21 protein-coding genes and 2 pseudogenes are annotated in these 26511 nt (G+C 37.5%); 3 read left to right on the top strand and 20 right to left on the bottom strand.

Going from position 1 to position 26511, the window contains the following annotated elements; all coding sequences use genetic code 11:
* Positions 1-5: 5 nt before the first annotated feature.
* The 15 genes and pseudogenes from IGI63_RS09450 to IGI63_RS09520 form a co-directional block, all read right to left on the bottom strand.
* Positions 6-575, bottom strand: a complete 570-nt coding sequence (locus tag IGI63_RS09450; RefSeq protein ID WP_429975725.1) for a hypothetical protein — start codon at positions 573-575, stop codon at positions 6-8.
* Positions 576-581: 6 nt separating this feature from the next.
* The gene (locus IGI63_RS09455) at positions 582-911 is read right to left on the bottom strand and encodes a DNA methyltransferase (protein ID WP_010717426.1); all 330 of its coding nucleotides are present in this window, start codon (positions 909-911) and stop codon (positions 582-584) included.
* Entirely contained in the window at positions 853-1878 is a 1026-nt protein-coding gene (locus IGI63_RS09460) for a site-specific DNA-methyltransferase (protein ID WP_002403332.1), read from the bottom strand. Before IGI63_RS09460 ends, IGI63_RS09455 begins: the two co-directional genes overlap by 59 nt.
* A 17-nt stretch (positions 1879-1895) precedes the next feature.
* Positions 1896-2414, bottom strand: coding sequence for a hypothetical protein (locus tag IGI63_RS09465; RefSeq protein ID WP_002403333.1), 519 nt, complete (start codon positions 2412-2414; stop codon positions 1896-1898).
* A 6-nt stretch (positions 2415-2420) separates the two neighbouring features.
* A complete protein-coding gene (locus IGI63_RS09470; RefSeq protein WP_002403334.1) occupies positions 2421-2675 on the bottom strand; it encodes a hypothetical protein in 255 nt (84 codons plus the stop codon).
* A 27-nt stretch (positions 2676-2702) separates the two neighbouring features.
* The gene (locus tag IGI63_RS09475; RefSeq protein WP_002403335.1) at positions 2703-4682 is read right to left on the bottom strand and encodes a site-specific DNA-methyltransferase; all 1980 of its coding nucleotides are present in this window, start codon (positions 4680-4682) and stop codon (positions 2703-2705) included.
* 27 nt (positions 4683-4709) lie between these two features.
* Entirely contained in the window at positions 4710-5417 is a 708-nt protein-coding gene (locus IGI63_RS09480) for a DUF4391 domain-containing protein (RefSeq protein WP_010717427.1), read from the bottom strand.
* Between the two features lie 15 nt (positions 5418-5432).
* Positions 5433-8690 carry a helicase-related protein gene (locus tag IGI63_RS09485; protein ID WP_429975726.1) on the bottom strand — a complete coding sequence of 1086 codons (3258 nt, stop codon included), beginning with the start codon at positions 8688-8690 and terminating at the stop codon, positions 5433-5435.
* Between the two features lie 47 nt (positions 8691-8737).
* Positions 8738-8938 carry a helix-turn-helix domain-containing protein gene (locus tag IGI63_RS09490; RefSeq protein ID WP_002403339.1) on the bottom strand — a complete coding sequence of 67 codons (201 nt, stop codon included), beginning with the start codon at positions 8936-8938 and terminating at the stop codon, positions 8738-8740.
* Between the two features lie 349 nt (positions 8939-9287).
* Positions 9288-9908 (bottom strand): annotated as a pseudogene (locus IGI63_RS09495) (site-specific DNA-methyltransferase); the annotation flags it as partial.
* A 198-nt stretch (positions 9909-10106) separates the two neighbouring features.
* A pseudogene (locus tag IGI63_RS09500) lies at positions 10107-10697 on the bottom strand (type I restriction-modification system subunit M N-terminal domain-containing protein); the annotation flags it as partial.
* 498 nt (positions 10698-11195) lie between these two features.
* Positions 11196-11921, bottom strand: a complete 726-nt coding sequence (locus IGI63_RS09505; RefSeq protein ID WP_002403342.1) for a hypothetical protein — start codon at positions 11919-11921, stop codon at positions 11196-11198.
* 153 nt (positions 11922-12074) lie between these two features.
* Positions 12075-12401 carry a hypothetical protein gene (locus IGI63_RS09510; RefSeq protein WP_034691945.1) on the bottom strand — a complete coding sequence of 109 codons (327 nt, stop codon included), beginning with the start codon at positions 12399-12401 and terminating at the stop codon, positions 12075-12077.
* Positions 12402-12446: 45 nt separating this feature from the next.
* Positions 12447-12809, bottom strand: coding sequence for a zinc ribbon domain-containing protein (locus tag IGI63_RS09515; protein ID WP_010717431.1), 363 nt, complete (start codon positions 12807-12809; stop codon positions 12447-12449).
* A gap of 36 nt (positions 12810-12845) precedes the next feature.
* Positions 12846-13061 carry a helix-turn-helix transcriptional regulator gene (locus IGI63_RS09520; RefSeq protein ID WP_002404111.1) on the bottom strand — a complete coding sequence of 72 codons (216 nt, stop codon included), beginning with the start codon at positions 13059-13061 and terminating at the stop codon, positions 12846-12848.
* Positions 13062-13188: 127 nt separating this feature from the next.
* On the opposite strand from IGI63_RS09520, the gene IGI63_RS09525 reads away from it, so the two are divergent.
* On the top strand, positions 13189-13524 hold the full coding sequence (locus IGI63_RS09525; protein ID WP_002403347.1) for a helix-turn-helix domain-containing protein: 336 nt from the start codon (positions 13189-13191) through the stop codon (positions 13522-13524).
* 75 nt (positions 13525-13599) lie between these two features.
* Here the strand turns inward: IGI63_RS09525 and IGI63_RS09530 are convergent, their stop codons facing one another.
* Together IGI63_RS09530 and IGI63_RS09535 are read right to left on the bottom strand one after the other, a co-directional pair.
* The gene (locus IGI63_RS09530; RefSeq protein WP_429975727.1) at positions 13600-15597 is read right to left on the bottom strand and encodes a hypothetical protein; all 1998 of its coding nucleotides are present in this window, start codon (positions 15595-15597) and stop codon (positions 13600-13602) included.
* Between the two features lie 93 nt (positions 15598-15690).
* Entirely contained in the window at positions 15691-15969 is a 279-nt protein-coding gene (locus IGI63_RS09535; RefSeq protein WP_010717432.1) for a helix-turn-helix domain-containing protein, read from the bottom strand.
* A 233-nt stretch (positions 15970-16202) separates the two neighbouring features.
* Between IGI63_RS09535 and IGI63_RS09540 the strand changes: the two genes are divergently transcribed.
* Both IGI63_RS09540 and IGI63_RS09545 read left to right on the top strand, forming a co-directional pair.
* Entirely contained in the window at positions 16203-16931 is a 729-nt protein-coding gene (locus IGI63_RS09540; protein WP_002403351.1) for a helix-turn-helix domain-containing protein, read from the top strand.
* 129 nt (positions 16932-17060) lie between these two features.
* Positions 17061-18224: a tyrosine-type recombinase/integrase gene (locus tag IGI63_RS09545; RefSeq protein ID WP_429975728.1), complete on the top strand. Its 1164-nt coding sequence runs from the start codon at positions 17061-17063 to the stop codon at positions 18222-18224.
* 76 nt (positions 18225-18300) lie between these two features.
* Here the strand turns inward: IGI63_RS09545 and mnmG are convergent, their stop codons facing one another.
* From mnmG to IGI63_RS09560, 3 genes are all read right to left on the bottom strand, one after another.
* Positions 18301-20199 carry a tRNA uridine-5-carboxymethylaminomethyl(34) synthesis enzyme MnmG gene (gene mnmG, locus IGI63_RS09550; RefSeq protein WP_429975729.1) on the bottom strand — a complete coding sequence of 633 codons (1899 nt, stop codon included), beginning with the start codon at positions 20197-20199 and terminating at the stop codon, positions 18301-18303.
* Positions 20200-20218: 19 nt separating this feature from the next.
* Entirely contained in the window at positions 20219-21616 is a 1398-nt protein-coding gene (mnmE, locus tag IGI63_RS09555) for a tRNA uridine-5-carboxymethylaminomethyl(34) synthesis GTPase MnmE (protein ID WP_002355989.1), read from the bottom strand.
* Between the two features lie 232 nt (positions 21617-21848).
* A complete protein-coding gene (locus tag IGI63_RS09560) occupies positions 21849-26273 on the bottom strand; it encodes an Ig-like domain-containing protein (RefSeq protein ID WP_429975730.1) in 4425 nt (1474 codons plus the stop codon).
* Positions 26274-26511 lie beyond the last annotated feature (238 nt).

Below are 26511 nucleotides of genomic sequence, written 5' to 3' on the forward strand. Positions count from 1 at the left end.
TTGCTTTAAATACTTAAAATGTCGTTGTACTGGATGCCACTTGCATTAAGCTGCTCGATAGTGTTTAACTTCTCACTATAATTGATGAATTTTTCATCCTGCAAAACAACCACCGAGTTTTCAGCTTCTTCGTCAGCAATTTGCTTCATAATATGTCCAGCCACTTCACTCGTAATCTTGTCTCCAAGCACTACAAACATCGCGCCAAATGCTATATCGTAAACGACCGCATCCCCGACTTTTATTTCGCTAATTGGGTAAGTCAGATCAAGACCTTGCTTCAGCATGATTTCGTAAACAACATCAATTGATTTTGAACCTTCCTCAAAGTTGTTAGCGAGTAATTCAAACTGCTCATTCAAGTCTTTTGGTTTGGCATTCCATTTCTTGATATTTGACTTAGAAAGTTCAAAGACTTTGAAGCCAATATCAAGCTTGTCAGCAAGAAGTGGATTTTCTTCAACAATCTTGTCACCAGCGCGACGGATGCGTTCTTCGGCTATTTCTGGAATAGTTTTATACCCATCCTTAAAAGCAACATCTTTTTCTGAAAGTTGTTCTGGCAACTGCACCATAATAAATCAACGGTTTCCTCCATCTTCAACGTTCATTCTCATTACAGCTTCTGCCGTAGTTGCCGAACCACTGAAAAAGTCTAAGACAATCGAATCAGGATTAGAATACAACTCTACAATTCGTTTAATTAACGGAACTGGTTTAGGATATGAAAAGTATGCTTTGTCATCAAAGAGACGTTTCAAATATTGACTTGCACTTTGGGAGTGCCCAACATCTTCATATTTCCAAATTGTCATTGGCACAATAGTTTGTTTTACTTCCGATAAGAAGCGTTTAATCGATGGAACAGCGTCCCCATTTGGACCGAACCAGATTATCAGAAACATATTCATCAAAGCGTTCTCTAGAAAGCCTCCAGCTGTAGCCACTTGGTGGTGTTGTCTTTCTCCCCGATGGTGTAACAATTTCATAAATATTCTTTTCAATAGCTGGTCCAACAGATAAATCACTGGACTTCCAATCACCACGTGGGTCATTATCTGGATTCGAGTATCTATCATTTGCGTCATCTGAGCGTTTTAATCCATTAGACTCAATGATACTTGCATTTTTTCCATACACTAATATATAATCGTGACTTTCAGAAAAATTCTTCTTCAAATTGACTGGTGAATAAGCCCTTTCCCAGATTACTTGAGCTAAGAAATTCTTTTCACCAAAAATCTCATCTGCAATTTTCTTTAGGTTAGCCTGCTCCGCATCATCAATCGAAATGAAAATAACACCATCTTCGGTCAGTAGATTCCTTGCTAATTTAAGCCTTGGATACATCATATTTAACCAATCAGTGTGATATCGACCATTAGTTTCCGGATTAACAGAAAAATTATTGCCTTCACTATCAACTTGACCTGTTTGTTCTAAATAATTATCAAGGGAATCTTCAAAATTGTCCTTATATACAAAATCTTTGCCAGTATTGTAGGGCGGATCCACATATATAAGTTTTACTTTATCCGAATATGATTTTTGAAGAATCTTCAATACTTCCAAATTATCACCTTCGATATAAAGATTGTTAGTGTCATCAAATTTTTTAGATTTACTTGAATTAGGCTTTAAAGTCGCCACTGTAGGAGCTTGCGATAACTTTATTGACCTCTTTTTCCCATTCCAATTGAAGCTATATTTATCAATATTCGCATCCAACTTTCCGGTTAATATTTCCTTTAATTTATCGAAATCTACCATTTCACCTTCTGTAAAAACCTCAGGCAAAACGTTTTGTAATTTTTGAATCGTCGTGTTTCTTACATCATCAGAAAATTGATTAACTGGTCGTAACTTTTTACCTTCCATACCATTTTCTCCTTAATTTATCGTTCAAACAAATTATTGTATAAATCTTCAAAACTATCAACTGAATTTAAAAGATTAATTTTTGTTGTATGGTACTTTGTTTGCCCTTTACTCATCCATTTATTATAGTTACCTTTAGATATCATCTGTTGCTTATCGCAAGCCACAACTATATACAATTTGACCTTTTTAGACTTGACTAGTTCGATTGAATTTTTAGGAATTGCATCACTCAATTCATTTAGCTGTAATATTGGTCTAAAAAAGAAATCCGACATTTCTTTTGTTTTTTTACTTTCATGAGTGTAAGTGCCCAAAATATCGTACATTCTACAAAAATCAGAAATGCTAGTTTTATAAGACCATGAGTTTCGAACTTCACATTTCTTTTCTACGCTATTTTTAATGACCTTAATATCATATTCTTCCCCAGCCCTGTATTCAGAATCAGCTCGTTCTGCATCATAAATATGAATATTACTGGGTGTTTCGTTAAAAATTTGCACGAGAAATTTTGCTACTGCTAATTCTGCCAAACAACCTTAAAATTGTTTGTTTTTCTTTTCTTCTGGGGTTCGGCCCTCATCATACTGATTGTTATTATTTGTATATTTACTTTTTTCAGTTGCTATTGCCTCGACTAATGCAATATCAAAGTCCGAAGGAATAAACTCATAATAGTTTTTACTTAATTGGTCATCGTGCACTTTAACAAACTGTTCAGAAAGCAGATTATTATATAAATACTTTCTGTTTGACAAAAACCAATTATCATTTGTGTTAAAGCAATTTCCCATACTCTGTTATCCCCTCAAATTTAGTTATTAAATCGACAATATGTCGTTATAATCCACACCACCAGCGTTCAAAATTTCAATGGAATTCAACTTCTCACTGTCATTTGCAAAGCCGGTATCTTGAAGCACCACTGCCACGTTTTCAAGTTCTTCATCCTTGATGAACTCAACAATTTTCTTGGCAGCGTCACTTGTAATATTTTTACCCAAAACGATGAACAACGAACCAAACGCAATCTTATAGATATTGGCATCATCTTCAACAAACTTTTCAATTGGCAACGTCAACTCCAAGCCTTGCTTCAGCATGATTTCATAAACCAAATCATCTTCAGTTGAACCAGGTTCAAGATTGTCTTGGATTGTTCCAAGCATAGTGACCAAATCTTCAGGTTCAGTGTTCCACTTCTTGAGATTTGATTTTTCAAGTTCAAAGACTTTGAAACCGGGATCGAATGTATCCTCATTTACATTTTCACCCTTTGCTATTTTTTCACCAGCGAGTTTGATTCTTTCCTCAGCAATTTCTGTTAAAACGTGTGGCCTACCTAATTTATCAAGTACGTCTATTGCTGTTTCCAAGGTTTTAACTGCATCCTTTTGTGCCACCTTTAAAGCATCATCAAGATTTTCTGGAAGAGATACCAAAATATACTTCCTTAACTGTCCAGATGCCGTAGTTTCCATTACGGATTCGGCTGTACTTCCTGAGCCAGAGAAAAAGTCCATTATTATATCTTCATCTTCTGTATACCAATCAATGAATGTTTTCATCATTCCTACTGGTTTTGGAGAATCAAATGGTGAGTCTGGAACTCCAAATAATTCAGCTAACTTCGTAGAAACGGGACCTTGAGAACCCCAACGTTGAGTGGTTTGAGGTGATTCTGCTGAACGTCGTTTTACAACTTTTACCTTTCCCGCAGAGTTAAGATAAAATTCAACAATCTCTTGCCCCTTTGTATCAACCAATCCATCTCTATCCCCATAGAAGTACTGCTGCATTTGATTAATTTGTGTATATGCGGCCCGGATGGTTGCATCTTCTGTAGTTTTCCCATTTTCAGCTTTTAATATTCCTGAAACAACCTCAATAGATTCTACTCCATCAGTTTTTCCCACTATTTCTTTCCCATCAGGAGCATCAAATCTTGTCCCTTTTGGAAAAGTAAATTCTCCTAGAGAGTGACGTCCAGATGCCTTCTTCATTGCACCCGCTTCAAACAATTCATTGTTCTCTGAATTTGCATGTCCAATCTCATTTACATTTTTGGCATACACTACTACATACTCATGATAGACTTTAAAGCTTCCGGCTTGAGCGCTATGATTTTTATCCCAAATGAGCGTTGCAAGGTGATTCGTTTCGCCGAACAACTCATCCATAACATTCAGTAAATTTGAAACTTCATCGTCAGATATACTTATAAATATTAGCCCATCATCTGTAAGTAAATTCCTACCTAATTTCAACCTTGGGTAAATCATATTTAGCCAGTCAGTGTGGAATCTTCCGCTCGTTTCACTGTTATGAGAATACTTATGCCCATCAGAATCGACTTGACCAGTTTCCTCCAGATAGTTCTTAATCGTATCATGAAAATTATCTTGGTAGACAAAATCATGGCCTGTATTGTAGGGTGGATCCAAATATATGAGTTTCACTTTATTCGCATAAGATTTCTGCAAAATCTTCAACACCTCAAGATTATCTCCTTCGATATAAAGATTTTGCGTTTCATCCCAGTTCTTTGATTTTGCTTTATTTGGCTTCAGTGTTGCCACAGTAGGCTGCTGCGCCAGCTGCATCGCTTGCTTCTTACCGTTCCAAGTGAAGCTATAACGTTCTGGTGCCGTTTCAACTTCATCCCCAAGAATCAAGCGCAATTTATCAAAGTCGATTTTCTTCTCAGTTAGTACCTCAGGAAATAATTCCTTCAGTTTTTCAATATTTTGTTCAGTGATATCAAGAGAACTTGAAGGCACTTGAGTATTCTCATTTATCATAAACTCGATTTCCTTTCACGCTTTCACTTACTTATTAATCTTACTTGAAAGCTCCTCTTTTAACTTTTTCAATTTAATCTGCATATCAATTTTGCGATTTAACTGACGTTCCTTTTTAATTTGGCCACGCAAATCTTCAATCTGTTTCTTTAATGCATCAAGCTGGTCTTTTTCTTCACCAGTGATATTGCCAACTGCTTCACCATATTGTGACTTAGCCGTAGCTGTCGCAATCTCATCCCGAAGTCCATCATAAAAAGTTTTCAGATTCTGCCGTGGTAAATCAATCAGTGATATTTGCTGCAACACTTCTTCCAAGTTTTCATCTTGATAAACCGGGGATGGATACACATTCACCAACTTCAAAAAGCCTGTTGATAACTTCTCAAAGCGACCCGTGTAGATCGTAAAACTATCCGGTTCATCGGTGAGGATAACTAATGGATATGGAATCAGGTGTGCCAACATTTTATAGATTTTAGTCGAGTCACCTTTATCCTTGGTTTTCACATAAAGAAACTGGATTTCTCGGTAGAGTTCCTTGTCATCTTCGTACACAGCAATATGTGTATTGTCAGTTTTCAGACTGGCCAACATATAGATGCTTTGGACGGAATCTTGTAAGAATTGCTTGTCCGCCGCATTTTTCATATGTGGATAGATTTGCGTTTTTGGTAGATTTCGATTGATGATTGTAGCACTTGGAAATTTCCACCATTTGATTATGTCTTTCATTTCCAATTCGCTCACCTACCTAATAATCAAAAATGAAATTAACTCAACATCATCTAAATCATCCAATAGTTCAGTTTGGACGCTAGTACCACCAGGTGAAAACAATGAACCCATCCCTACTTCATCTTGCTTACCTCGAATTGCTTCAATCGCTTTACTCAAGATTTCAGAATAGGCACTCATGTCCTTACCACCATTCGTTTCCTCATAAAACTCATCTACAAGTGGTTGGTTGACCGTCTTTTTACCGACCGTCAGCTTTTTAAAGAAGTCAAACACTTGCTTGGCGTACATGTAGTTTATTTTGACTGTTCCATCCATTCGCATATAAACAACAATGTACGGCAAGATACTGTTTTCTTGTCCCAAGTCATTCGTCTGCTGCTTCAAGGTCAATATGACACCCGGTTCAGCTTCAGGGAAGTTGGTTGTATCCGTAATTGCATACATGCCTAGCGGCGCTTCATTCAACAACTTCTCATGCTCTTTCAAAGCATTCTGCAAATCTGCTTTGAAGTCATTGAAGGTCATGTCGGTAATGGAAATTGCCCCATTGACGTCTTCCAAATCAATGACTTGAGTTTGGAGTTGTTCCAACTGTTTCTTACGGTATTTCAAGTCGTTCATTTCTTTATTAGACTTGATATTCAACAAGTCATCTTCACCAGTTGCTGCCGTATTTAACATGACCATACGTCCCTTGACACGTTGTTCCAGATTCAGATAAGTATCCAAGTCCACATTTGGCCAGAAGTTTACTAGTTGAATCTGTTTATTACGTGAGCCAATACGGTCAATACGCCCGAAACGTTGAATGACACGTACTGGATTCCAGTGAATATCGTAGTTAATCAAGTAATCTGCATCCTGCAAGTTTTGCCCTTCAGAGATGGTATCCGTTGCAATCAACAAATCAATTTCTTTGGTTGCGTTCGGATTGATCTGGTCACGCCCTTTTGATATCGGTGAGAAGTTCGTCAAGATATCACTCATATCATTGACGGCCACACCTTTCATGGTTGTTTTGTTCGGTGTAGAACCACCCGTCACCAACGCAGAATTCAGACCATAAAGTCTTTTTACTTTGTCAGCTAAGTTCTCATAGAGATAGTTAGCCGTATCTGCAAAGGCAGTAAAGATGATTACTTTCTTGTTGTTGCCATTAATTGGATGCTCATACTTATGCTTGAGAATTTTCTCCAAGTCCATCAACTTATCATCTTTGTCCGGTGTTACTCGATGCGTGACGGTTTGCAATTCTTTCAACGTTTCAAGATCTTCATTAAGAGCTTGGGACCACTTCACCAAGTCCATATCACCAATCAATATTTTAGTTTTTGTCCCCACTGCCTGTTCGTCAAAGGCACTTTCCAAATCCTCATCATCAAAATCAGTGATACTTGGCATTTCCACGTTACCCGCTTGATGCTCTTTGATTTTTTCAAGGATACCTTCAATCCCGCCAACCATTCGGTCAAGGGTTAATCCAAACGAATAAATGGAACTTTCCAGTCGTTTGAACAAATTGGCACGAATCAATTTAGCCAAGGCTTGTTCACGGTCAACTTGCCTGAATGACGACTTCCCTTCTTTTACCTTGGTGTCATACAATTCTTCATAGCGCTTCCTTTTTGTTGAAAGCACATACTGGAGTGGTTGGTACATTGCCATGTTCAAGTAACCGATTGAATCATAAACATGCTGTAAGTCAGGGAACTGCCCTGATGCATCAATATTTGGTTTCACTGTCATTGGCTTCAAGCGTTCAGGGAAATCTCCCAATGAAGTCGTATCATAATATTTTTCAATGTGTTTCCGACTACGAGCAATCGTCAACATATCCAGTAACTTGAAATAATCCGGATTGACCTTATCAAGGAAGCTTTGCGTTGTCCGTTCATATTCATCCAGTTCCATCCATTGATTAAAAGCTTGTTGTGCTAAACGCAGTGTCGTGTCAATATCATCAACACCATACTTCGCTAACGCGTCCGTTTTGCCTTCAGTGATGAAACCAATCTGATTTTTCAAGTCATTCATTTGGTTGTTGATTGGTGTAGCTGAAAGCATCAATACTTTTGTCTTACGTCCCTTTTGAATGATATCTTCCATCAAGCGTTGATAACGTGTTTTGGTTTCACGATTGACGCTGGTATCGTTATTACGGAAGTTGTGGGATTCATCAATAACAACCAAATCAAAATCAGACCACAGAAAAGTATCCAGCTTGATTCCGTCACTTTCACCTTTATAACGGCTAAGGTCAGTGTGGTTCAAAACAGTGTAGTTAAAGTAGTCATCCACTAAAACATTTCTTACATCAGGTCGTGTATAAAGTGTCCAGTTATCCCGTAGTCGTTTTGGAGCGAGAACGAGCACTCGTTTACGTTGCAACTCAAAATATTTGATAACGGCCAAGGCTGAGAAAGTTTTACCTAACCCAACTGAATCAGCTAGAATCGCACCGTTGTATTTTTCAAGCTTACGAATTAAGCCCATCACACCATCTTTTTGAAATTGGTAAAGCTTATTCCAAATTACTGAATCCTTGAACCCAGAACCTTCTGGCGCAATATCTTGCTCATCCAATTCACTCAACTTGTCATGAAAAATATGGTAAAGCGATACAAAATAAATCCATTCAGGTGGATTTTCTTGATAAATCGTTCTGACTTTTTCAAGCACCTTGTCTGTTACTTCTTTTGACTTTTTAGGGTCATTCCAGACAGCGTCAAAGTCAGCTTTTAAACCAGCTAAGTGATTAGGTTCTCCAATAATTCCCGTCATTGAAGAAACGTTATTTGACTCTGTAAGTCCTAAGCCATCTGAAGTAAATTTGAACATTGAAGGAACTACCACATTACCTTCAATATCTGCTTCATTTTCAATCAGTAGTTCATCCAAAGCATTTTGATTTGGTCCCAGCTGATGAACCTTTACTTTTTCCTCAATCAACCTTGCCGTTTCACGAGCAATAAAAGCCGTGTTCATTTTATTTCTGAGCTTAATTTCATACTTATTTCCAGAAATATCTTCTTCACTTTGCGCAATTTCATACCGCTTTAAAAAACTAGTTTCTTCCTTCTCAAAGAAAGATTTCGTCAAAACCAAACGTAACTCCTTTGAACGCTTGATTTCCTTCTGTAATGCGTGAAAAGCAAAAATTGAAAATGCAGCCGTTTGAATACTGATTTTCGAATGTTTCGTCACCTTTTCACTTATTAAATTTTCTAGGGTGTTATCCCCCTTGTTATCAATTAATTTTAATTCCATGAGCGTCTCCCAAGGCTATAATTTTAATTCTTCTATCCTTTGCTATGTTACGCAGCCACCACTTCACAAATATCCCCGACATCACAATTCAGTGCGATGCAAATTTTAGCTAGTGTCTCAGTTGTCACTGTGCCACTATTATTTAATTTGTTGATGGTGTATTGACTAAGGTCAGCCAGTTCAGCTAAATCTTTCTTTGACATGTCTCGGTCAATTAATAACTTCCACAATTTTTTATAGCTCATCATCTTATCACCTATTTTCTCTACAATCTGATATGCCGATAATAAATATATTATATCACGATTAATATGATATTTTATACAAAAATATAGCGAACGCTTAATTATTTTACGATTGATTAGATTTTGATAAATATTTGTAGGAACGTAAATTTTAGGGGATGTTTAGGGGTGTCATAGGGTGTTAATTCGAAACCTAGGGGTGTTATATTTTTACCCCCTTGGAAATTATGCCTGTATCTCATTGATGAAATTCATCGTAAAATAAAAAAGCTTCTCAAGCCACAAGCTCAAGAACTCCCGTATTATCGTCTTTTCTAGCAGTTTGTATTTGTATCGATTGCGTGGTTTTAATATCAATGTAAATTAGCTTTACCTTTCCAGCATAATTGTCCAATAGTGAATGTAAAGCTAATAGATTATTGCCCTTAATTATCAAATTATCATTATCGATATCAAAGGCTGTATTCACATTTTCACCGTTAGGATCATAACGTTTCACTTTTTGGAATGCTTTATGGTCGAATAATTGATCTATTTCATCCTTTTCGATCACTTCATTAAGGAGTGCATCATCATAGCCATTCTCATCATCTTTCGTCATAGATGCGGTTAGCACACTATCCTTAAAAGGAAAATCTAATACTACATCTTGACTATCTTGAAGAAATTTTCCATTAGTCGTTAATCCAATACGATTTTCATATTTTGTATAGCTTGTATCCCAATAATCATTGTAAAGAATAGCTTCTTCTAGCTGTTCAATTTGAAATAATTTTTGCCCAGCAACCTCAATGAGGAAATGTTGTTTAATGTACTCTACCTCAAATAATTTACTAAGTAAGGCTTCATCATACCTGCGCAAATCATCGGATAATTTAGAACGATTTAATTCTTCACCCACAAAATACTTATCGCTAAATGAAGTAAGAATTTTTTTCAATTCATCAAATATTCTTGGTTCAATTTTCCCCATACTATTACCTTCTTTCAAACGAAAATTTTTATCGCCCTACTAATTTAGGTAACCATCATAATTTAATTTTAATAAGCGTTAATTAATATCTTTTGTAAGTATAATGTTGTTGTTTTAAGTACTAATTAATTTTGGAGTATTGGCAAAAGTGTTCAGATAATAGCTACTTTTTATGAACATTACTCATAGTTATGATATGTAAAATTCTCCGGCTTTCTTCCCTGCTTCTGAAGCAAATTGACTGATCAGAAATTCATACGCATCCCCAATCACGTCCCCATCGTGACCTAAAACTTCCACATCATTCAATTTCTTAATGACTTCGGTAATCGTCACATTTCGTTGTTGCTCATCTGTCCCTAGTTTTTTTGATTGGAGATCCACATCATCAAATAACCCATTAAATTGATTGTAGGTAGATGCCAATTGCACAAAGGCTTTATTTAGATCATTCAATTGAAACGTTGCTTGTTTTGCTTGATCTGCTAATACATTGAAAAGATACTCTGGCGCAATCGCATACCCCAAAATATCAACGATTGTTGCAATCAGATCTTCTTTTGATTCTTCATCTGAAAGTAATTCGCGATACAACATCGTTTGTTTGCTTACTGTGTCATATTCCTCTAAGGATTCATCTGCTAAAAGAACCACTTGTTCCAACAAACGATCGGATAAATATTTATAGAAAATCAGCCCCAATAAATAATTTTTATATTCTGACGCATCCATTTTGCTACGGAGATTATCTGCCGCACTAAATAATTTTTGATTTAATTCTGCACCCAAAAAGATACACTCCTATCTCTTATTTAAAGTTGCTATATACCCTCTTATTTTAGCATACTCAGTTTTAGAAAAAGAAAAAAACTTATTCTTGCTAATAAACCACGTGAGAGGAGTCTAACGTTGCTTGACATAACTTAGACTAGATCGTTAACTTATTTTTTATATTTCTACATAGTTATCTTTAGAACCATTTCAGATACATATGAAACAATTACATATGATTTTTTCATAAAAAAACAGTACTGTCTAGTAGTATAAAATATACAAATTTCTTAAAAATTTTTTCACTAAAATCACTACCTGAAACAGTCTAAAACACTTATATATCAACGTTTAATGAAACTATCTCCGTTTCATTTCAGATACAAATAAATATAGTCGGGCTCCAAATCCGAAAAAAAAATACCCCCAGTAGCTTATCCTAAGCTACTGGAGATGTATAAGTACGGTCATATAACAACGGGGTAGGGTAAATGAATGAAAAAGATGGAAGAATCATTATTCAATAACTTTTTTAAATACTTCGTTGTAATCAGTTACCTGTCCGTTCTTAAATACCACAGAATAATCTTTTTTCCCATTTTCAAGTAACCGAAGTGGAATATCTTTACCAACTTTCTCTGTCACTGCATTACTGATACCTGTTAGATTAGCTAATAAATCTGATAAGGATTGAGCATCTGTAGAAATCTCTGTATCAGTATTTATCGTGATTCCTTTATCTTCATTTACAAGTTTCCAAGTAGGTGGTATAGCTGTGTATGTTTCTACAAATGAATTAAGTTTTTCATTAAGTGGCTTCTCTTTTATATTTCCATCTAAAAACTCTATATATATGGCTTGAGCCATACTAAAACAAAGCTGACCTTGTTCCAATAATTTTACATCGTTAGTTAGTAAAGCTGTGTTCACTTTATCTATCGCTTCAAGAAGAGTATCTTTGGTGTCCCTAACAGCTTTAGGCGTGCCTTCTGGAATTTCCCTACTTGATACCTCGTCCATTTTATCTTCCATAAAACCCTTAAAATCATATCTTTCTGCCAACCCCATAGAAGTTTTTGAGAAAGTTTTCATTTCTGAGTCTATTTCTTCAATAATATTTAACATGTCTGATACATATTGTTTAGGCTGATTCGTTTTTAATCTATATGTGGTAAATATCTCAATTCCTCCAATTATCAATAAAATTGCCAAACAAATCCATAATAATTTTTTCTTTTTCATTTTTCCTCCTATACACTGCTGTTATAACAGTGACTAATGTAAAGATTTTCCCAGTAATCATCAGACTATTATTTACAGGGAATCAAAAAAACTCCTTAGTAAGCTTACACCTTTAGGAGTTCCTGTTTGGACGGTATGCATAATACATTTAAATCAATTTAACATTAACACCTCAGTATATGGTATCTCTACATATACACGGTCTTTTTTTGGATAGTACTCGACATTTATATTGATAGCACTTCCATTGTCTAACGTAGCTTTAGCCCGGTACGTGTTATCACCATTATCATGAGTGATCGTCACATCATCACATGACCGATTTAAGTTATACTGTTCTTGTAAAATCTGAGTTACCAATGGTTCAGATGACTTCTCTAGTCCAGATGAACCCGTCATTCTTGAAAAAATTATACCTATAATAGCCAATACAACGATACCTATAATGACAAACTTCTTGTTCATATTTACTTTATTCAACTTTTTATCTCCTATCTCCAAAATAATTTGCTCTTATCCCTCTTATCAGTACATTGACATCCCTAAAAGTACACCAAAGATTGCTCCAGCTACCCCTGCTATCATCAAAATCGTACCCATTTTCTCATCTTTTTCTCGATATAAGTAGCCCATAATAACAGCAACAGCACCAAATACAACAGGAATAAATGCTAACGATACTACCATAGAAATCCAACCAATAATCAAATACAGCTTCCCTGTCTCTTGTCCATGTACGATTTGTTCCTTCATTTCATTAAGTGCCTGCTCAGTACTTTTCTTTACTGCGTCTGCTCCGGTTGTCTCATCTGTTTCTTGTAGTGCTCCGCAAAACTGACAATACTTACTTTCATCTGTTATTTCTTTACCACATTTTCTACAATACATGTCTTCTCCTCCTAAAATCATTCAATTGCTTATTAGCTAACTGTTTACTTTATTAAACACATCAGAAAACAGCTCGTTTATTGGTACACTTAATATTTCAGAAAGCATTTTCATTTGATAGGGTTTAGGAATCGTTCTCCCTGTTTGCCACGAACTTACACATTGCTGTGTAACATTCATTTTTTTGGCTAACTCAGTTTGAGAAAATCCTTTTTCTTTTCTGTATCGGCTGAGATTACTTACTTTTTTCATGATTCTCCCCTCCTGTTTTATTATATACAACAATATGATGTATTTCAACTCTTAAAATATATAAAAACTTCAAGTATCATTACAAATACAACAACTTGTTGTACTCTACTGAGAAGGGGGTGTATTAATGAAACAGAAACAATATGCAAAGGTCATTAGAGAAAAGCGGAAAGCACTCGGGTGGACACAAAAAGAATTAGCTAAAAAAATCTTCTCTACACAACAGGCAGTAGCAAGATGGGAAAATTCTGTGACAGAACCTAACCTCGATAGCTTAACAGCTCTTTCTAGAGCCCTAGGAACCCCTGTAAGCCATTTTCTAGACAATGTTGTCGTAGATTATGAGGAAGAGTTTTTGGCTCTCTATCGCTCTCTTAGCACTGAAGATGCAATTCGAACAATTGACTATATGAAGCTATTAAAAAGGCAAGAAAATGAACGCAATCAGCTATTGAAAGATTGAAAAATAAATAACCCACCGAACTTTAACGGTGGGTGTATTGAGATGAAATAAGATTAAGAGCTATGGATAACCTGTCTAGTTTAATACAATTGGGGCTTTTCTCTTCCTTACTCTCCGTCCATCATCTCTTGTTACACTTGTAAATTGATAAAGAGGAACTAATTCAACTCCTGATAATATCAATTCTTTTATTACTTCATCTATCCCTGCCCCTTTTGCTAGGTAGACTAAAAAACTACTACTTGCTTTCACATTGTATAGTCTCTTAATATCCTTAGAAGCTCGTTCAAGAGTGAATCCTTGTTTAACAAAGTAGCTTCTGTTTTCTATTAAAGCATTTTTCACGCTGTTATACTCAACATTACGTAGACTTTCACAAACAGTGTCAATAAGTTCTTTCTCTGTCATTATATATGTTCCTTGCCACGATAACCCCTGTAAAACTTCATGTGCCTCATCTAGAATCAATTGTTTTTCCTTGCTGAGTTCTGACCGAAAATTTTGAGGAAATACTCTTTTAGCCTCTTTTTCGTTAAAACATATCTTAACCCATGCATAAGAAAAATATTGATATGTAAAATGAAATTTTTTCAAAAGTGGAAGGATGTCTTCATTCATTTTTTGAATTACAGAAGTTGCATTAAAAACGTCTAATCGATAGACATTGCTTCTCTTATGATTAAAGTTTCCTAACGCTTTCTCTTCCTTTAACTTATTTAGGTATTCGAGCATCTTCAAAGTAACATCTTCATCATCTAATTTTTTTATCAATCCTATAAATGTCATAAATGATAATAACTTATTACATTTATCTATGCCATAAGCTTTACCATAGTAAGAACTCATTTTTTTAGCTAGCTGTTCTCCTGACAAAATACAAGTTACACTTTCCTTACTATCATCAAAAAAATTAACATCAGAAAGCAAGATATCATAGACACGTCGCATTTCCTCTAGATAATTCTTTACTGTCCTGAAAAGCTTGTCTTCCATCGATTCAAGAGTGTCAAAAAGTACTTTTGATTCCTCTTTCAATTTTCGAAAATGTGTAGGATACAGGTCTAGGTTCTCTAATAGCCAATTAAATGTTTCTACCCGACTGTCTTTCTTTAAAATTAGCATCACAACTCCAATAAAATTTTCACTGATACCACAATTACTGGAATGACAATAAAAAATGGAATGCCCAGTTTTACTGGAAAAAATACTAGCAGATGGATTATGGTCGTCGTGAAACAGACATCTTAAGTTTTTACTTGACTTAAGTAATTTATTCATATCAATAGTTAGCAATCTTTCATAAATCTCATTGAAAGACATATCGGAGGAATCAAACAAGCAGTCTTTAAACCACTGTTTCATTTCTTCTTTGTCATCATTTTTTATCAACTTAACAAAATCAGTTTCATTGACTAGTTCATACTCTCTCCCTGAATCACTTTGACAATTTTTAGAACATGTCATAGTAAAATCAATCGGAAGCTCAGTAATATCTAACATGTTGTCTTCATTAATTATTATCACTGCGTCTGACTTATATCCTCCAAAAAACATTCTATTCGAAGCATTTACATTGTCATCACACCCAGGTATGACTTTTTTCAAGTATTCGTAAACAGCAACCATTTTACTATAGTCAGTAATTGCTTCTTTTAATAGAAAGACAATCTTGAATTTTTCTAGATTTTCAGAGTATCGAATACTTTTTTGTATCGCAAACGCAGAATTATGAACTAAATTGATAGATAAAGCCTTTTCTATGCTTAAGTATCTACTATCATCTTTACTTAAATCTACTACCTTCCCCTTCTCACCTTTAACAGTGTTATCGACATCCAGAATAATAACTCTAGTTTCTAAAAAGTCTTCACTTTTGTTGCCTTTATTCTTTGTCTTGCTTGGAATAAAGGATTGTGATGAATTTAGTATCTCTAGAAACTCATCTATTGTAACTTCTCTGTAGTTATCTAAACACCTATCTCTTACATCAGTTTTTTCTTTTTTTGTAACTGGCTTCTCTAATAGTTTTTCTTTATCCACATAGATTGGAATATTAATCATTGATGTTTCCATTTGTGTTTCCTCCTTATAAAATTCTGTTAAAGACTAAAACATACAGATAATAAAAACAAACTCTTTATTACTATATGTTTTAGTCTTATTTGTTTACTCAACCTTATACTGTTCCATGAAACTATCAATATCAGATTTTTTGAATCTAATGACCGTATCAATTTTTATAACAGGTAACCCGTATTGAGAAACATATTTTCTAATCGTTCCTACTGATACACCTAGATATTCACTTGCCTGCTGATAGTCCATATACTCTAGAGTAACTCCAGAAATAATGTCTTCTAGCATAGGCTTTAGCACTGTAATTATCTCTTTCACTTGTTGTTCAACTTGTATAGAAACAATGCTATCAATGATTTGTAGAGACATATTTCCCCCTCCTTTCGTGATTACTTGAACAAATTTTCTAAGAATTATCTTCATATTCTTTGCTCAAAATAAAAGTGTTTTGTTGTTATTAACCGATTAATCAAATAAAAAATGATTACCAGTTCATCGACATACACATAATACCTCGATAAAAAAGGGGTGTCAATATATTATATAAATTTATTTACAACACCCCTTTTTAGGGTATACTAATTTTAGGAGGTGTGGTCAATATGATAAAGCGTCCACCAATAAATTATTTAGAACGAAAAAAGATACTCGGAACAAAGATAAAAGCTATAAGAAAGAGTAAAAAATTAACACAACCAGCATTTGGTCTTATGATTAACAATGGTCAATTGATTGACAAAAAAACTATCTACGAATGGGAGAAGGGAACCTATTTACCAATACCAGAGCGATTATCCCGAATTGCTGATTTAGGAAATATAAGTATAGAGGAGTTAGTTTGTGGCAATGTAGAAGAATATATTTTGGGAATTATTCTTTATAGAGATAGCATTGTACTAGATGGTATAACATTTCCAGATAAAAACCTGTTCCAGCATCTTCGTCAACAGTTCCCGCCAGTACACTCTAATTTAGATACATGGCTAGATAGATATTCCAAATTAGAACCAGAGATGCAAGAATTTATTGCTAACAAAACTTGTAATAAAGTTAAAAATGAAAAAATTAGTCTTTTCAATATCTTAAAAATAGAAGAATTATTCATCAATGCTATTATAGAAGAATTTGACAATAACATTCTTCTGCTCACTAGCAGTATAGAGGAACAACTAGAAGAAATGATAGATGAAGGGATACATAGTCAAGCGGAAGACATGAATTATCCCGAAGAAGCTGTGAAAGAAATTACTGATAATATAAACAAGCTAAAACAAACGATTTCATCAATTGGGAAAAAATACACTAAGAAAATTTACCAGAAAAAGGAATAAATTCTTTATTAGAGCCCATCCGTACTTAGTTAAAATATTGATTTGAAAGGTGGGATACGATGAGTTGAATCCTTTATAGCTGACAAGCTCTCAGCGGGCTTTTATGGCTTTTTCAAGGAGGAATTATTAATGGCAACTATACAACAGTACAAAAAAAGTGACGGTACCACAGCTTGGCTTTACAAAGTGTATATGGGTAAAGACCCAGTGACAGGTAAAGAAAAACGGACAACACGTAGAGGATTCAAAACAAAAAAAGAAGCCTCTTTAGATTTAGCTCGATTCCAGATAGAAATCGAATCTACTGGAATAAGTCATCACTCTATCAAGACATTTAGTGAGTTATACGATTTATGGATGAACCAACACGTTAAAAATATTCGAAACACAACAGAACAACGGATTAAGAATCACTTCACAAATCAGATTCTTCCCTCTTTTGGAAAAATGAGGTTAGAGGTTATCACTCCTGCCATATGCCAAAAAATACTAACTGAGTGGTCAACGAAGTATCATTCTTATCAGAAAATAAAGAGTTACACTTCACAGGTATTCAATTACGGTATTTTGATTGGTGTAATCAAGACCAATCCAATGGAACGTACCATTACACCTAAATCTAACCATAGCTTCAATGAAATAGAAGAAGAGTTTTACACGAAAGAAGAGCTTCGACAATTCTTTGATTGCTTACAAGAATTAAAAGATGACCGTGCTCTAACGTTCTTTAGATTAGCTGCTTATACAGGAGCTAGAAAAGGAGAAATACTAGGGTTGACGTGGAAAGACATCGACTTTGATAAAAAGACTGTACAATTCAATAAAACGCTAGTAGAACTATCTGATGGCTCCCTATGTGTCAATCCTACAAAGACAGAGTCATCTAAGAGAACAATTACAATAGACGACGGGACTTTGACTATTCTTAAGAAGTGGAAACGTACCGTCATAAAAAAGAATCTTTCTCGAGGTATCAGAATCGATAATATAGATGATGTACCTGTTATCAGCACTATTAAAGCAAATAAAAAAAGGGACTTCCTGTATAAGGGCTACCCTAATCATGTAATGAGTAAAGTAGCTAGGAAGTTCCCTGATATGAAAATAATCAAAGTGCATGGCTTTAGAAAAACCCATGCCACATTGCTTTTTGAAGCAGGTGCTCAAGTAAAAGATGTGCAAGATAGATTAGGACATTCTTCATCTAAGACAACCATGGACATCTACATCCAAGTATCGAAAAATCGACAAGAAGAAACAGTTGAATTGTTCGACTCCTACATGAATGCATGATATACGGAGTCAAAAACGGAGTCAGTTGATACGATAAGGATTCATTTATTCTCAAGAATCCGTTCATATCCACTTATTATCCTTGCACTTTCGCGATTTTTCCTTGTTCGATGTAGACCATCAAAATGCTAATGTCAGCGGGGTTCACACCGCTGATACGGCTTGCTTGGGCAATCGTTTCTGGTTGGATTTTTTGTAGTTTTTGTTTTGCTTCTGTAGCCAAGCCGTTAATCGCTTGGTAATCGATGTTTTCTGGAATGCGTTTTGCTTCCATGCGTTTTAGTTTCTCAACTTTTTCCATGGCTTTTTTAATGTAGCCTTCGTACTTGATTTGAATTTCTACTTGTTCAATCACTTTTGGATCGAGCGCCTCTTCAGGTGCGGGAATAAATTGAGCGACTTCTTGATAACTGATTTCTGGGCGTTTCAGAAAATCTCTAGCTAAAATACCATCTTTTAAGCCAGCAGCGCCTTTGGTTTCCAAAAATGCTTGCACTTCTTTGGTTGGTTTAATCCGATGTTTGCCTAAGCGGGCAATTTCCGCTTCAACAGCCGCTTTTTTTACTAGATAGGCGGCATATTGTTCTTCTTTGACTAAGCCAATTTCATGACCCATTTCTGTTAAACGTAAGTCCGCATTGTCATGTCGTAAAATCAAACGATACTCCGCACGTGACGTTAATAAGCGATAAGGTTCGTTAGTGCCTTTTGTAACTAAATCGTCAATCATGACGCCAATATAGCCATCACTACGTTTTAAAACAAGAGGCTCTTTGCCTTGAATTTTCAATGCAGCATTAATTCCTGCCATCAAGCCTTGACCAGCAGCTTCTTCGTAGCCACTAGTTCCGTTCGTTTGACCTGCTGTATAAAGATTCTCAATGACCTTTGTTTCTAATGTTGGGCGTAATTGGTGAGGGACTACCACATCGTATTCAATGGCGTAACCTGTACGCATCATTTCTACTTTTTCTAATCCTTCAATAGAATAAAGCATTTCTGTTTGGACATCTTCTGGTAAAGAAGTAGATAAGCCTTGGACGTAAACTTCTTCGGTATTCAACCCTTCTGGTTCCAAGAACAATTGGTGTCTTGGTTTGTCTGCAAAACGAACAATTTTGTCCTCGATGGATGGGCAATACCGAGCGCCCACACCTTCAACAATCCCAGTAAACATTGGGGCGCGGTGTAGATTTTTTTGAATAATTTCATGCGTTGTTTCATTCGTATAAGTTAACCAACAAGGTTCTTGGTTTTGATTGTAGGCACTATCTGGCGTGCTGTAACTAAAGTGGTTGGGTTCTTTATCGCCTGGTTGTTCCTCTGTCACAGAATAATCAATCGTACTTGATTTTACTCGTGGCGGCGTTCCTGTTTTAAAGCGATCGATTTCTAAACCTAATTCTTTTAAATGATTGGCTAAACCAACGGAAGGTTGCGAATTGTTTGGTCCTGATGAATATTTTAATTCACCAATAATAATTTCGCCACGCAAGGCAGTACCGGCAGTAATCACCACTGCTTGACTACGGTATGCGGCACCTGTTGAAGTTACAACACCACGACAAACGCCATCTTCCACGATTAATTCTTCAACAATCCCTTGACGAAGGGTTAAATTTTCTTCTTTTTCAATGGTATGTTTCATTTCTGTCGCATAGGCATGTTTGTCAGCTTGCGCGCGCAACGCACGCACTGCTGGACCTTTACCAGTATTTAGCATCCGCATTTGGATGTAGGTTTTATCAATGTTTTTACCCATTTCGCCGCCTAATGCATCGATTTCTCGGACAACGACTCCTTTGGCAGGTCCACCAACAGAAGGGTTACATGGCATAAAAGCAACCATATCTAAATTAATCGTTAAAAGTAACGTTTTAACGCCCATTCGTGCGGCTGCTAAGGCTGCTTCAGAGCCAGCATGTCCAGCACCGACGACAATAACATCATATGATTCTGCTTGATATTGATTCATAAAAAATTCCTCTCTTGTCTTATTTTCCTAAACAAAATTGACTAAATAACTGTGTAATTAATTCATCTTGGACACTATCGCCGACGATTTCCCCTAAATAATCCCAACAACGGGTCATATCAATTTGAACTAAATCGACTGGCATACCTGCTTCGATGCCGTTAATCACTTCTTGTAACGAAAGCGCTGCTTGATCTAGCAAAGCAATATGACGTGTATTAGAAATATAGGTAGCATCTTTTTCGCCTGTTTGGCCGCCAAAGAAAAGATCAGCAATTTTCGCTTCTAACTGGTCTAAGCCTGTGTTTGACAACACCGAAACGGATAAAATTTCTTCTGCAGGGACTAATTCTTGTAATTCGTTAGGATCCAGTTTTGTCGGTAAGTCCATTTTATTTAAAAGAATAACGCGTTTTAAGCCTTTCGTTGCTTCCAACAGTTGACGATCTTCCTCTGTCAATTCTTCGCTTTGATTTAAGACTAACAAAATTAAATCCGAATCTGCTAACGCTTTGCGGCTACGTTCGACACCAATTCGTTCCACAATGTCTTCTGTTTCGCGAATCCCCGCTGTATCAATTAATTTTAAAGGAACGCCGCGAACGTTAACGTATTCTTCAATGACATCACGTGTCGTTCCAGCAATATCTGTAACGATGGCTTTTTCTTCTCGTAACAGATGGTTTAACAAACTGGATTTCCCGACATTTGGTCGGCCAATAATTGCTGTACTTAGACCTTCTCGCAAAATTTTTCCTTGTTTAGCGGTCGTTAATAATTGTTGAATCTGCGCTTTCACAAATTCGGCTTTTTCTAAAAGTAATTTCGTGGTTAATTCTTCGACATCATCATACTCTGGATAATCGATATTAACTTCTACTTGTGCTAAAGTATTTAAAATTTCTTGTCTTAATGAACGAATTAACGCCGACAAGTTACCATCCAATTGATTCAATGCAACATTCATCGCTTTATCTGTTTTAGCACGGATTAAGTCCATCACTGCTTCTGCTTGTGAAAGATCCATTCGGCCATTTAGAAAAGCACGTTTTGTAAATTCCCCAGGTTCGGCCATTCGTGCGCCTTCACGTAACAGTAATTGCAGTAGTTGGTTCACCACGACAATGCCGCCATGACAGTTAATTTCTACCACGTCTTCTCGTGTAAATGTTTTCGGTGCCCGCATCACAGAAAGCATGACTTCATCAATCAATTGATCGTTTTGCGGATCAACAATATGACCATAATGAATCGTGTGCGTGGGGACTTTAGCTAAATCTTTAGTGCCTGACCGATAAACTTTGTTTGCAATAGCAACTGCTTGCTCGCCACTTAAACGAACAATACTAATAGCACCTTCACCTGGCGGCGTAGAAATCGCCGCAATTGTATCAAATTCCATTGTAGCTGATTGCATAATTAGCTTCCTTTCTTCATAACAACAAAAAAAGCGCCCACTCCTCCTGCATTAAAAAATTCAGGTTGGATTTAGCACTTTCACTGCTTGTTCCTTCGATTTTCTGAAAATAGAATAGCACATTTTATTCTATTTGGCAATTTTTCTTCATTAAATGGAACGAGAAAACGTATCATTGAGTGGGGAATTCTCAACAATACGTTTTCTCATCTATAGGAATTAAAGGAGAGAGCTAGTTTTTACGTTTGCGTTTGATGATTCCCATGCTCGCAAGGAGTGCGACAAAGGCGCCAAACAAACTTGTTGTCACGGCTGAGGACTCTTTTTCACCTGTACTAGGTAAGTAGCCTGTTTTCCCGTGATTTCCAGTGCCATAACTGATGGTACTTAGTTTCGGATTGTAGCCACTACCATTTGTACCGAGGCCATTGCCTAGTGAACCTAAGCCAGAACCTGTTGTACCTAAACCAGAACCTCCATTTGGATTTGAACCTGTGTTTGAACCATTTCCATTATTCCCGCCAGTTGCGCCATTGTTTCCTGTGTTGCCGCCTGTATTGCCGTTATTTCCGCCAGTGTTACCATTGCCTCCTCCAGGATTTGTTGGGTCGGCTGGCGTCATGAAGGTTGTAGCCGTACTGTAATGTCCTGCGCCATCGGTAGCTGTCGCAAGTAAACTTTGTTGAGCAGTCGCTTGTCCCGCTGTTAATTGGATAGCGAAGTTGCCTTCAGCATCGGTGGCACCTACAGCAATCACACTTCTTAATAGTCGGTTACTAATTTGAATGATTCGGTTTGGTTCAGCTGTTCCTTTGATGAGGTAGCCGGCTTTAGACGTTCCTAAAACTGAAGAAACAGTTGGTGCCGCAATTTTAATTTCTGGTTCTCCCGCAATATCGGCTGGCGTCATAAATGTGGTTTTAGGACTCACATTTCCTTGTGTATCTGTGGTTAGTGCGGTTAATGTTTCTTTTTCTGTTGCTAACCCTGCTGCAATATGAACGGAGAAGGTACCTCCAGTAGTTGTATTGCCACTTGCCAATAATTGTTCACTGCTATTGTAAAATTGAACCGTGACATTTGGATCAGCAGTTCCAGTGACTGTATAGCCATTGGCTTTGTTTCCTTCAACCTTCGTAATAGTTGGCGCCGCTAAAACGACATCCGCTGGAATAACGGCTGTAGCTGGTTGACTTTCATTACCAGCGCCATCTTTGCTAATAATCGTAATCGTTTCTCCTGGTGTCACTACGCCAGCTGGTAGAGTCACCGTATATTGGCCGGTTTCGTTAGCAGTTGTAGCAGCAATGATGGTTCCGTCTGCGTCACGGACATCAATAGTGGTTTTGGGCTCCGCCGTTCCAGTGATTTCGTAACCTTTACCAGAATTTCCGGTAATAGAATCAATGGTTGGTGTGGCTAAGTCGGCTGGTGTAGTTGCTGTAGCCGGCTGACTTTCTTTTCCTGTTGCATTTTTCGCTACGACAGTTATTGTTTCGTTAGCTGAGGCCTTCCCTGGCTCTAAAGTCACTGTGTATTTGCCATCAGTTCCAGTAGTTGCCATGCCAAGGACTGTGCCATCGGCGTCACGCACCTCAACTGTTGTACCAACTTCTGCTGCTCCTACTACTTGATAGCCGTTTGTCGTGCTACCAGTGATTTTGTCAACAGTAGGTGTCGCGACTGGTGCATCTGGATCAGCAGGTGTTTTGAAAGCAGTCGGATTACTTTCTTTCCCAGCAGCATCTTTCGCAATGGCAGTTAAGGCTTCGTTAGCTGTTGCTGTGCCCGTCGGAAGAGTGATTGTAAATGCGCCAGCACCATCAGTCGTTCCCGTAGCAATAACTAAACCTGCTTCATTGTGAATCTCAATGGTGACATTTGGCTCTGCCGTGCCGGTTACTTGATACCCAGTGGCAGTTGTTCCTGTAACAGTCGTCACAGTTGGTGCTGCTACGGTTGCATCTTCAGGGACCGTCACTTCCGTTGGTTGACTTTCATTGCCGTCACCGTCTTTTCCAACAACTGTTAATGTATCACCAGGATTAGCGGCTCCCGCTGGAAGGTCCACAGTAAAGTTCCCTTGATCATCCGTTGTCGTTGTACCAATAATTGTTCCATCTGGGTTCCGTACTTCAATGGTGGTATTAGGGTCCGCCGTCCCAGTGATTTCATAACCAGTTGTTGAATCTCCAGTAATGTCACCAATTGTTGGTGTGGTAACATCAGCGGGTGTCATAGCTGTAGTTGGTTGACTCTCAAGTCCAGTATCATTTTTAGCAACTACATTCACTGTTTGTTTAGCTGTTGCTTTTCCTGAAGCTAACGTCACAGTATATTGGCCAGTCGGTCCAGTTGTTGCGGTGCCTAAAACTGTTCCGTCTGTTGCACGAACTTCAATGGTGGTGCCAAGTTCAGCGGTACCTGTCACTTGATATCCTTGTGTTGTATTCCCAGTAACTTTGTCGACACTTGGCGGTGCCACTACTTCATCTGCTGGTGTTTGGAAGGTTGTCGGTGTACTTGTATTGCCATCAGGATCATTGGCTAACGCTGTCAATGTTTCATTCGCATTTGCCGTCCCAGCTGGAAGGTTCACGGCAAAGGAACCAGTCCCATCAGCAGTCCCTGTTGCAATCACGTTCCCATCTGCATCACGAATTTCGATGGTAGCATTCGGATCAGCGGTGCCTGTCACCTGATAACCAGCAACTGAATTACCTGTTACTCCTGTTACAGTTGGTGCTGTAACCGTGGCATCAGCAGGAACAAGGACTTCAGTCGGTTGACTTTCATTTCCCGCGTTATCCTTTCCAATCACTGTTAACGTATCCCCAGGATTGGTCGTTCCCGTTGGTAGCGTTACAGTAAAATCACCATTCGCATCAGAGGTACCTGTACCAATGACTGCCCCAGATGGATCACGAACTTCGATTGTTGTGTTAGGGTCTGCTGTTCCTGTAATTTCATAACCCGAACCAGAGTTGCCTGTGATGTTATCAACTGTTGGTGCAGTGACATCAGCTGGTGTTGTCGCCGTTGCTGGTTGACTTTCCGTGCCACTAGCGTTTTTCGCTACAACGCTCAGCGTTTGATTTGCTGTTGCTGTTCCTGAATCTAAAGTCACTGTATATTTTCCGTCAGTTCCAGTTGTTGCAGTACCAAGGACCGTGCCAGCTGCATCGCGAACCTCAATGGTGGTGCCAACTTCAGCAGTCCCTTTGACCTCATAGCCTTTTGTTGTACTACCTGTTACAGTCTCAACAATTGGCGTCGCCACGGGCGTATTAGGATCCGCTGGTGTTTGGAACGTTGTTGGCGTACTTTCTGTACCGCTGGCGTTTTTCGCTACGGCGGTTAACGTTTCATTGGCGCCTGCTTCACCTGCGGGAATGGTAACTGTAAATGCCCCTGTCCCATCAGCAATACCTGTGCCTATCACGGTGCCTCCTGCATTTCGGATTTCAACCGTGGCATTGGCATCGGCAGTTCCTTTAACTTCGTAACCTGCTGTTGAATTGCCTGTTACTCCTGTTACGGTAGGTGCGGTTACTTCACTAGTAGTACCTGCAGCAAAATAAATGTTGGATACACCGTCTGCTGTTGCTAATAAATTAACGTCTAAAAGATCTGTTTGAACGACTGTTCCTACAAAACGAGCATCTAAATTATTGGATAAATTTTGAGGTGTTGAAACGGTAGTTGGTAAAGTAACCGTGGTTGCGCCTAGTAAAGAAGCATCCACTAACTCATTTACGCCTGAACCACCAACCGCTAATAAAGGCAAAGCACCTGAAACAGCCACGTTCACCGTGCCTTTGACAGGAAGCAAGGCTGCATTTATGGCTGTAGCGACAAGATTACTTGGGATACTGGTTCCTTTTGCCTCCAAAGCTTGAACTGCCGCATTCAAATCTTGTAAGATGTTTGAAACATTTTGGGCTAAAACTAACCCTAAACCATCACTAATTGGTGCGCTAATGTATGAGCCGTCAGCTGCTAATGTTTCCGGAGCTGTAAATGAAGCAGCACCTAAGTTTTCAATGTTATTCACTAATTCCAACTGACGATTCACTTCCGTCAAATCAATATCAACACCAGTTAAATTCCCTAAAGCCCCACTGGTAATTTGAGTAATCACATTGGTTAAATCATTGGCTGCATTCAAAACGGCGGTCAAAAAAGTAACTTTTGAAAGATCAATCGTGACATTGGTATTGATTGCTGCGCTGCCTGCTGCAGCTACATTTCCTCTTAACTCAGGAGGAACCACTAACACCGCTTGTTTTTGTCCACTAAACACAGCGGAAGCATCTGCTAAAGCGCCACCAGAAACCGTAAAATTAACTGGTTGATTTTGGTTTGCGGCTGTCCAACGATTACTCGTTGAAGTGCCACTGTCATTATTTGACGTAACATTTGATAATAGTTCGATATCCAAGACCGCTGCTGATGCACTGATTGTGCCAGAGGTAACAGCTATACTTACAGGGATTGCTAATGACGTAAATAATAAACCACTTGATATTGCTAAATTAAGCATCTTGCGTTTTGTCCATTTTTTATGCTGACTTTTCCGATTAAAATCCTCAACAATTTTCTTTTTCATCTGATCGTCCCTCTTTTCTTTAAAATAAACGATAAATACCAAGATCATTAGCTTCCCCTAGTTGTTCATCTCCCCCTTTAGCGATTTAAATGGATTTAACACCTGCAGTTTAGTACATTTCCTCAGCTTTTCAAAATATAATGCTGTGAATTTTTATATAAAAATTCATTTGATAACAAACATCCTGGATATGTTAAAAAACTCACTAATTCATTAGTGAGTTATTATACAATGAGAGGAAAATGAGGAAGTTTATACATTTCTCCTCAATCATTAAAGATAAATA

Source organism: Enterococcus sp. DIV0086 (genome assembly GCF_050498705.1).
Taxonomy (GTDB): Bacteria; Bacillota; Bacilli; order Lactobacillales; family Enterococcaceae; genus Enterococcus; species Enterococcus faecalis.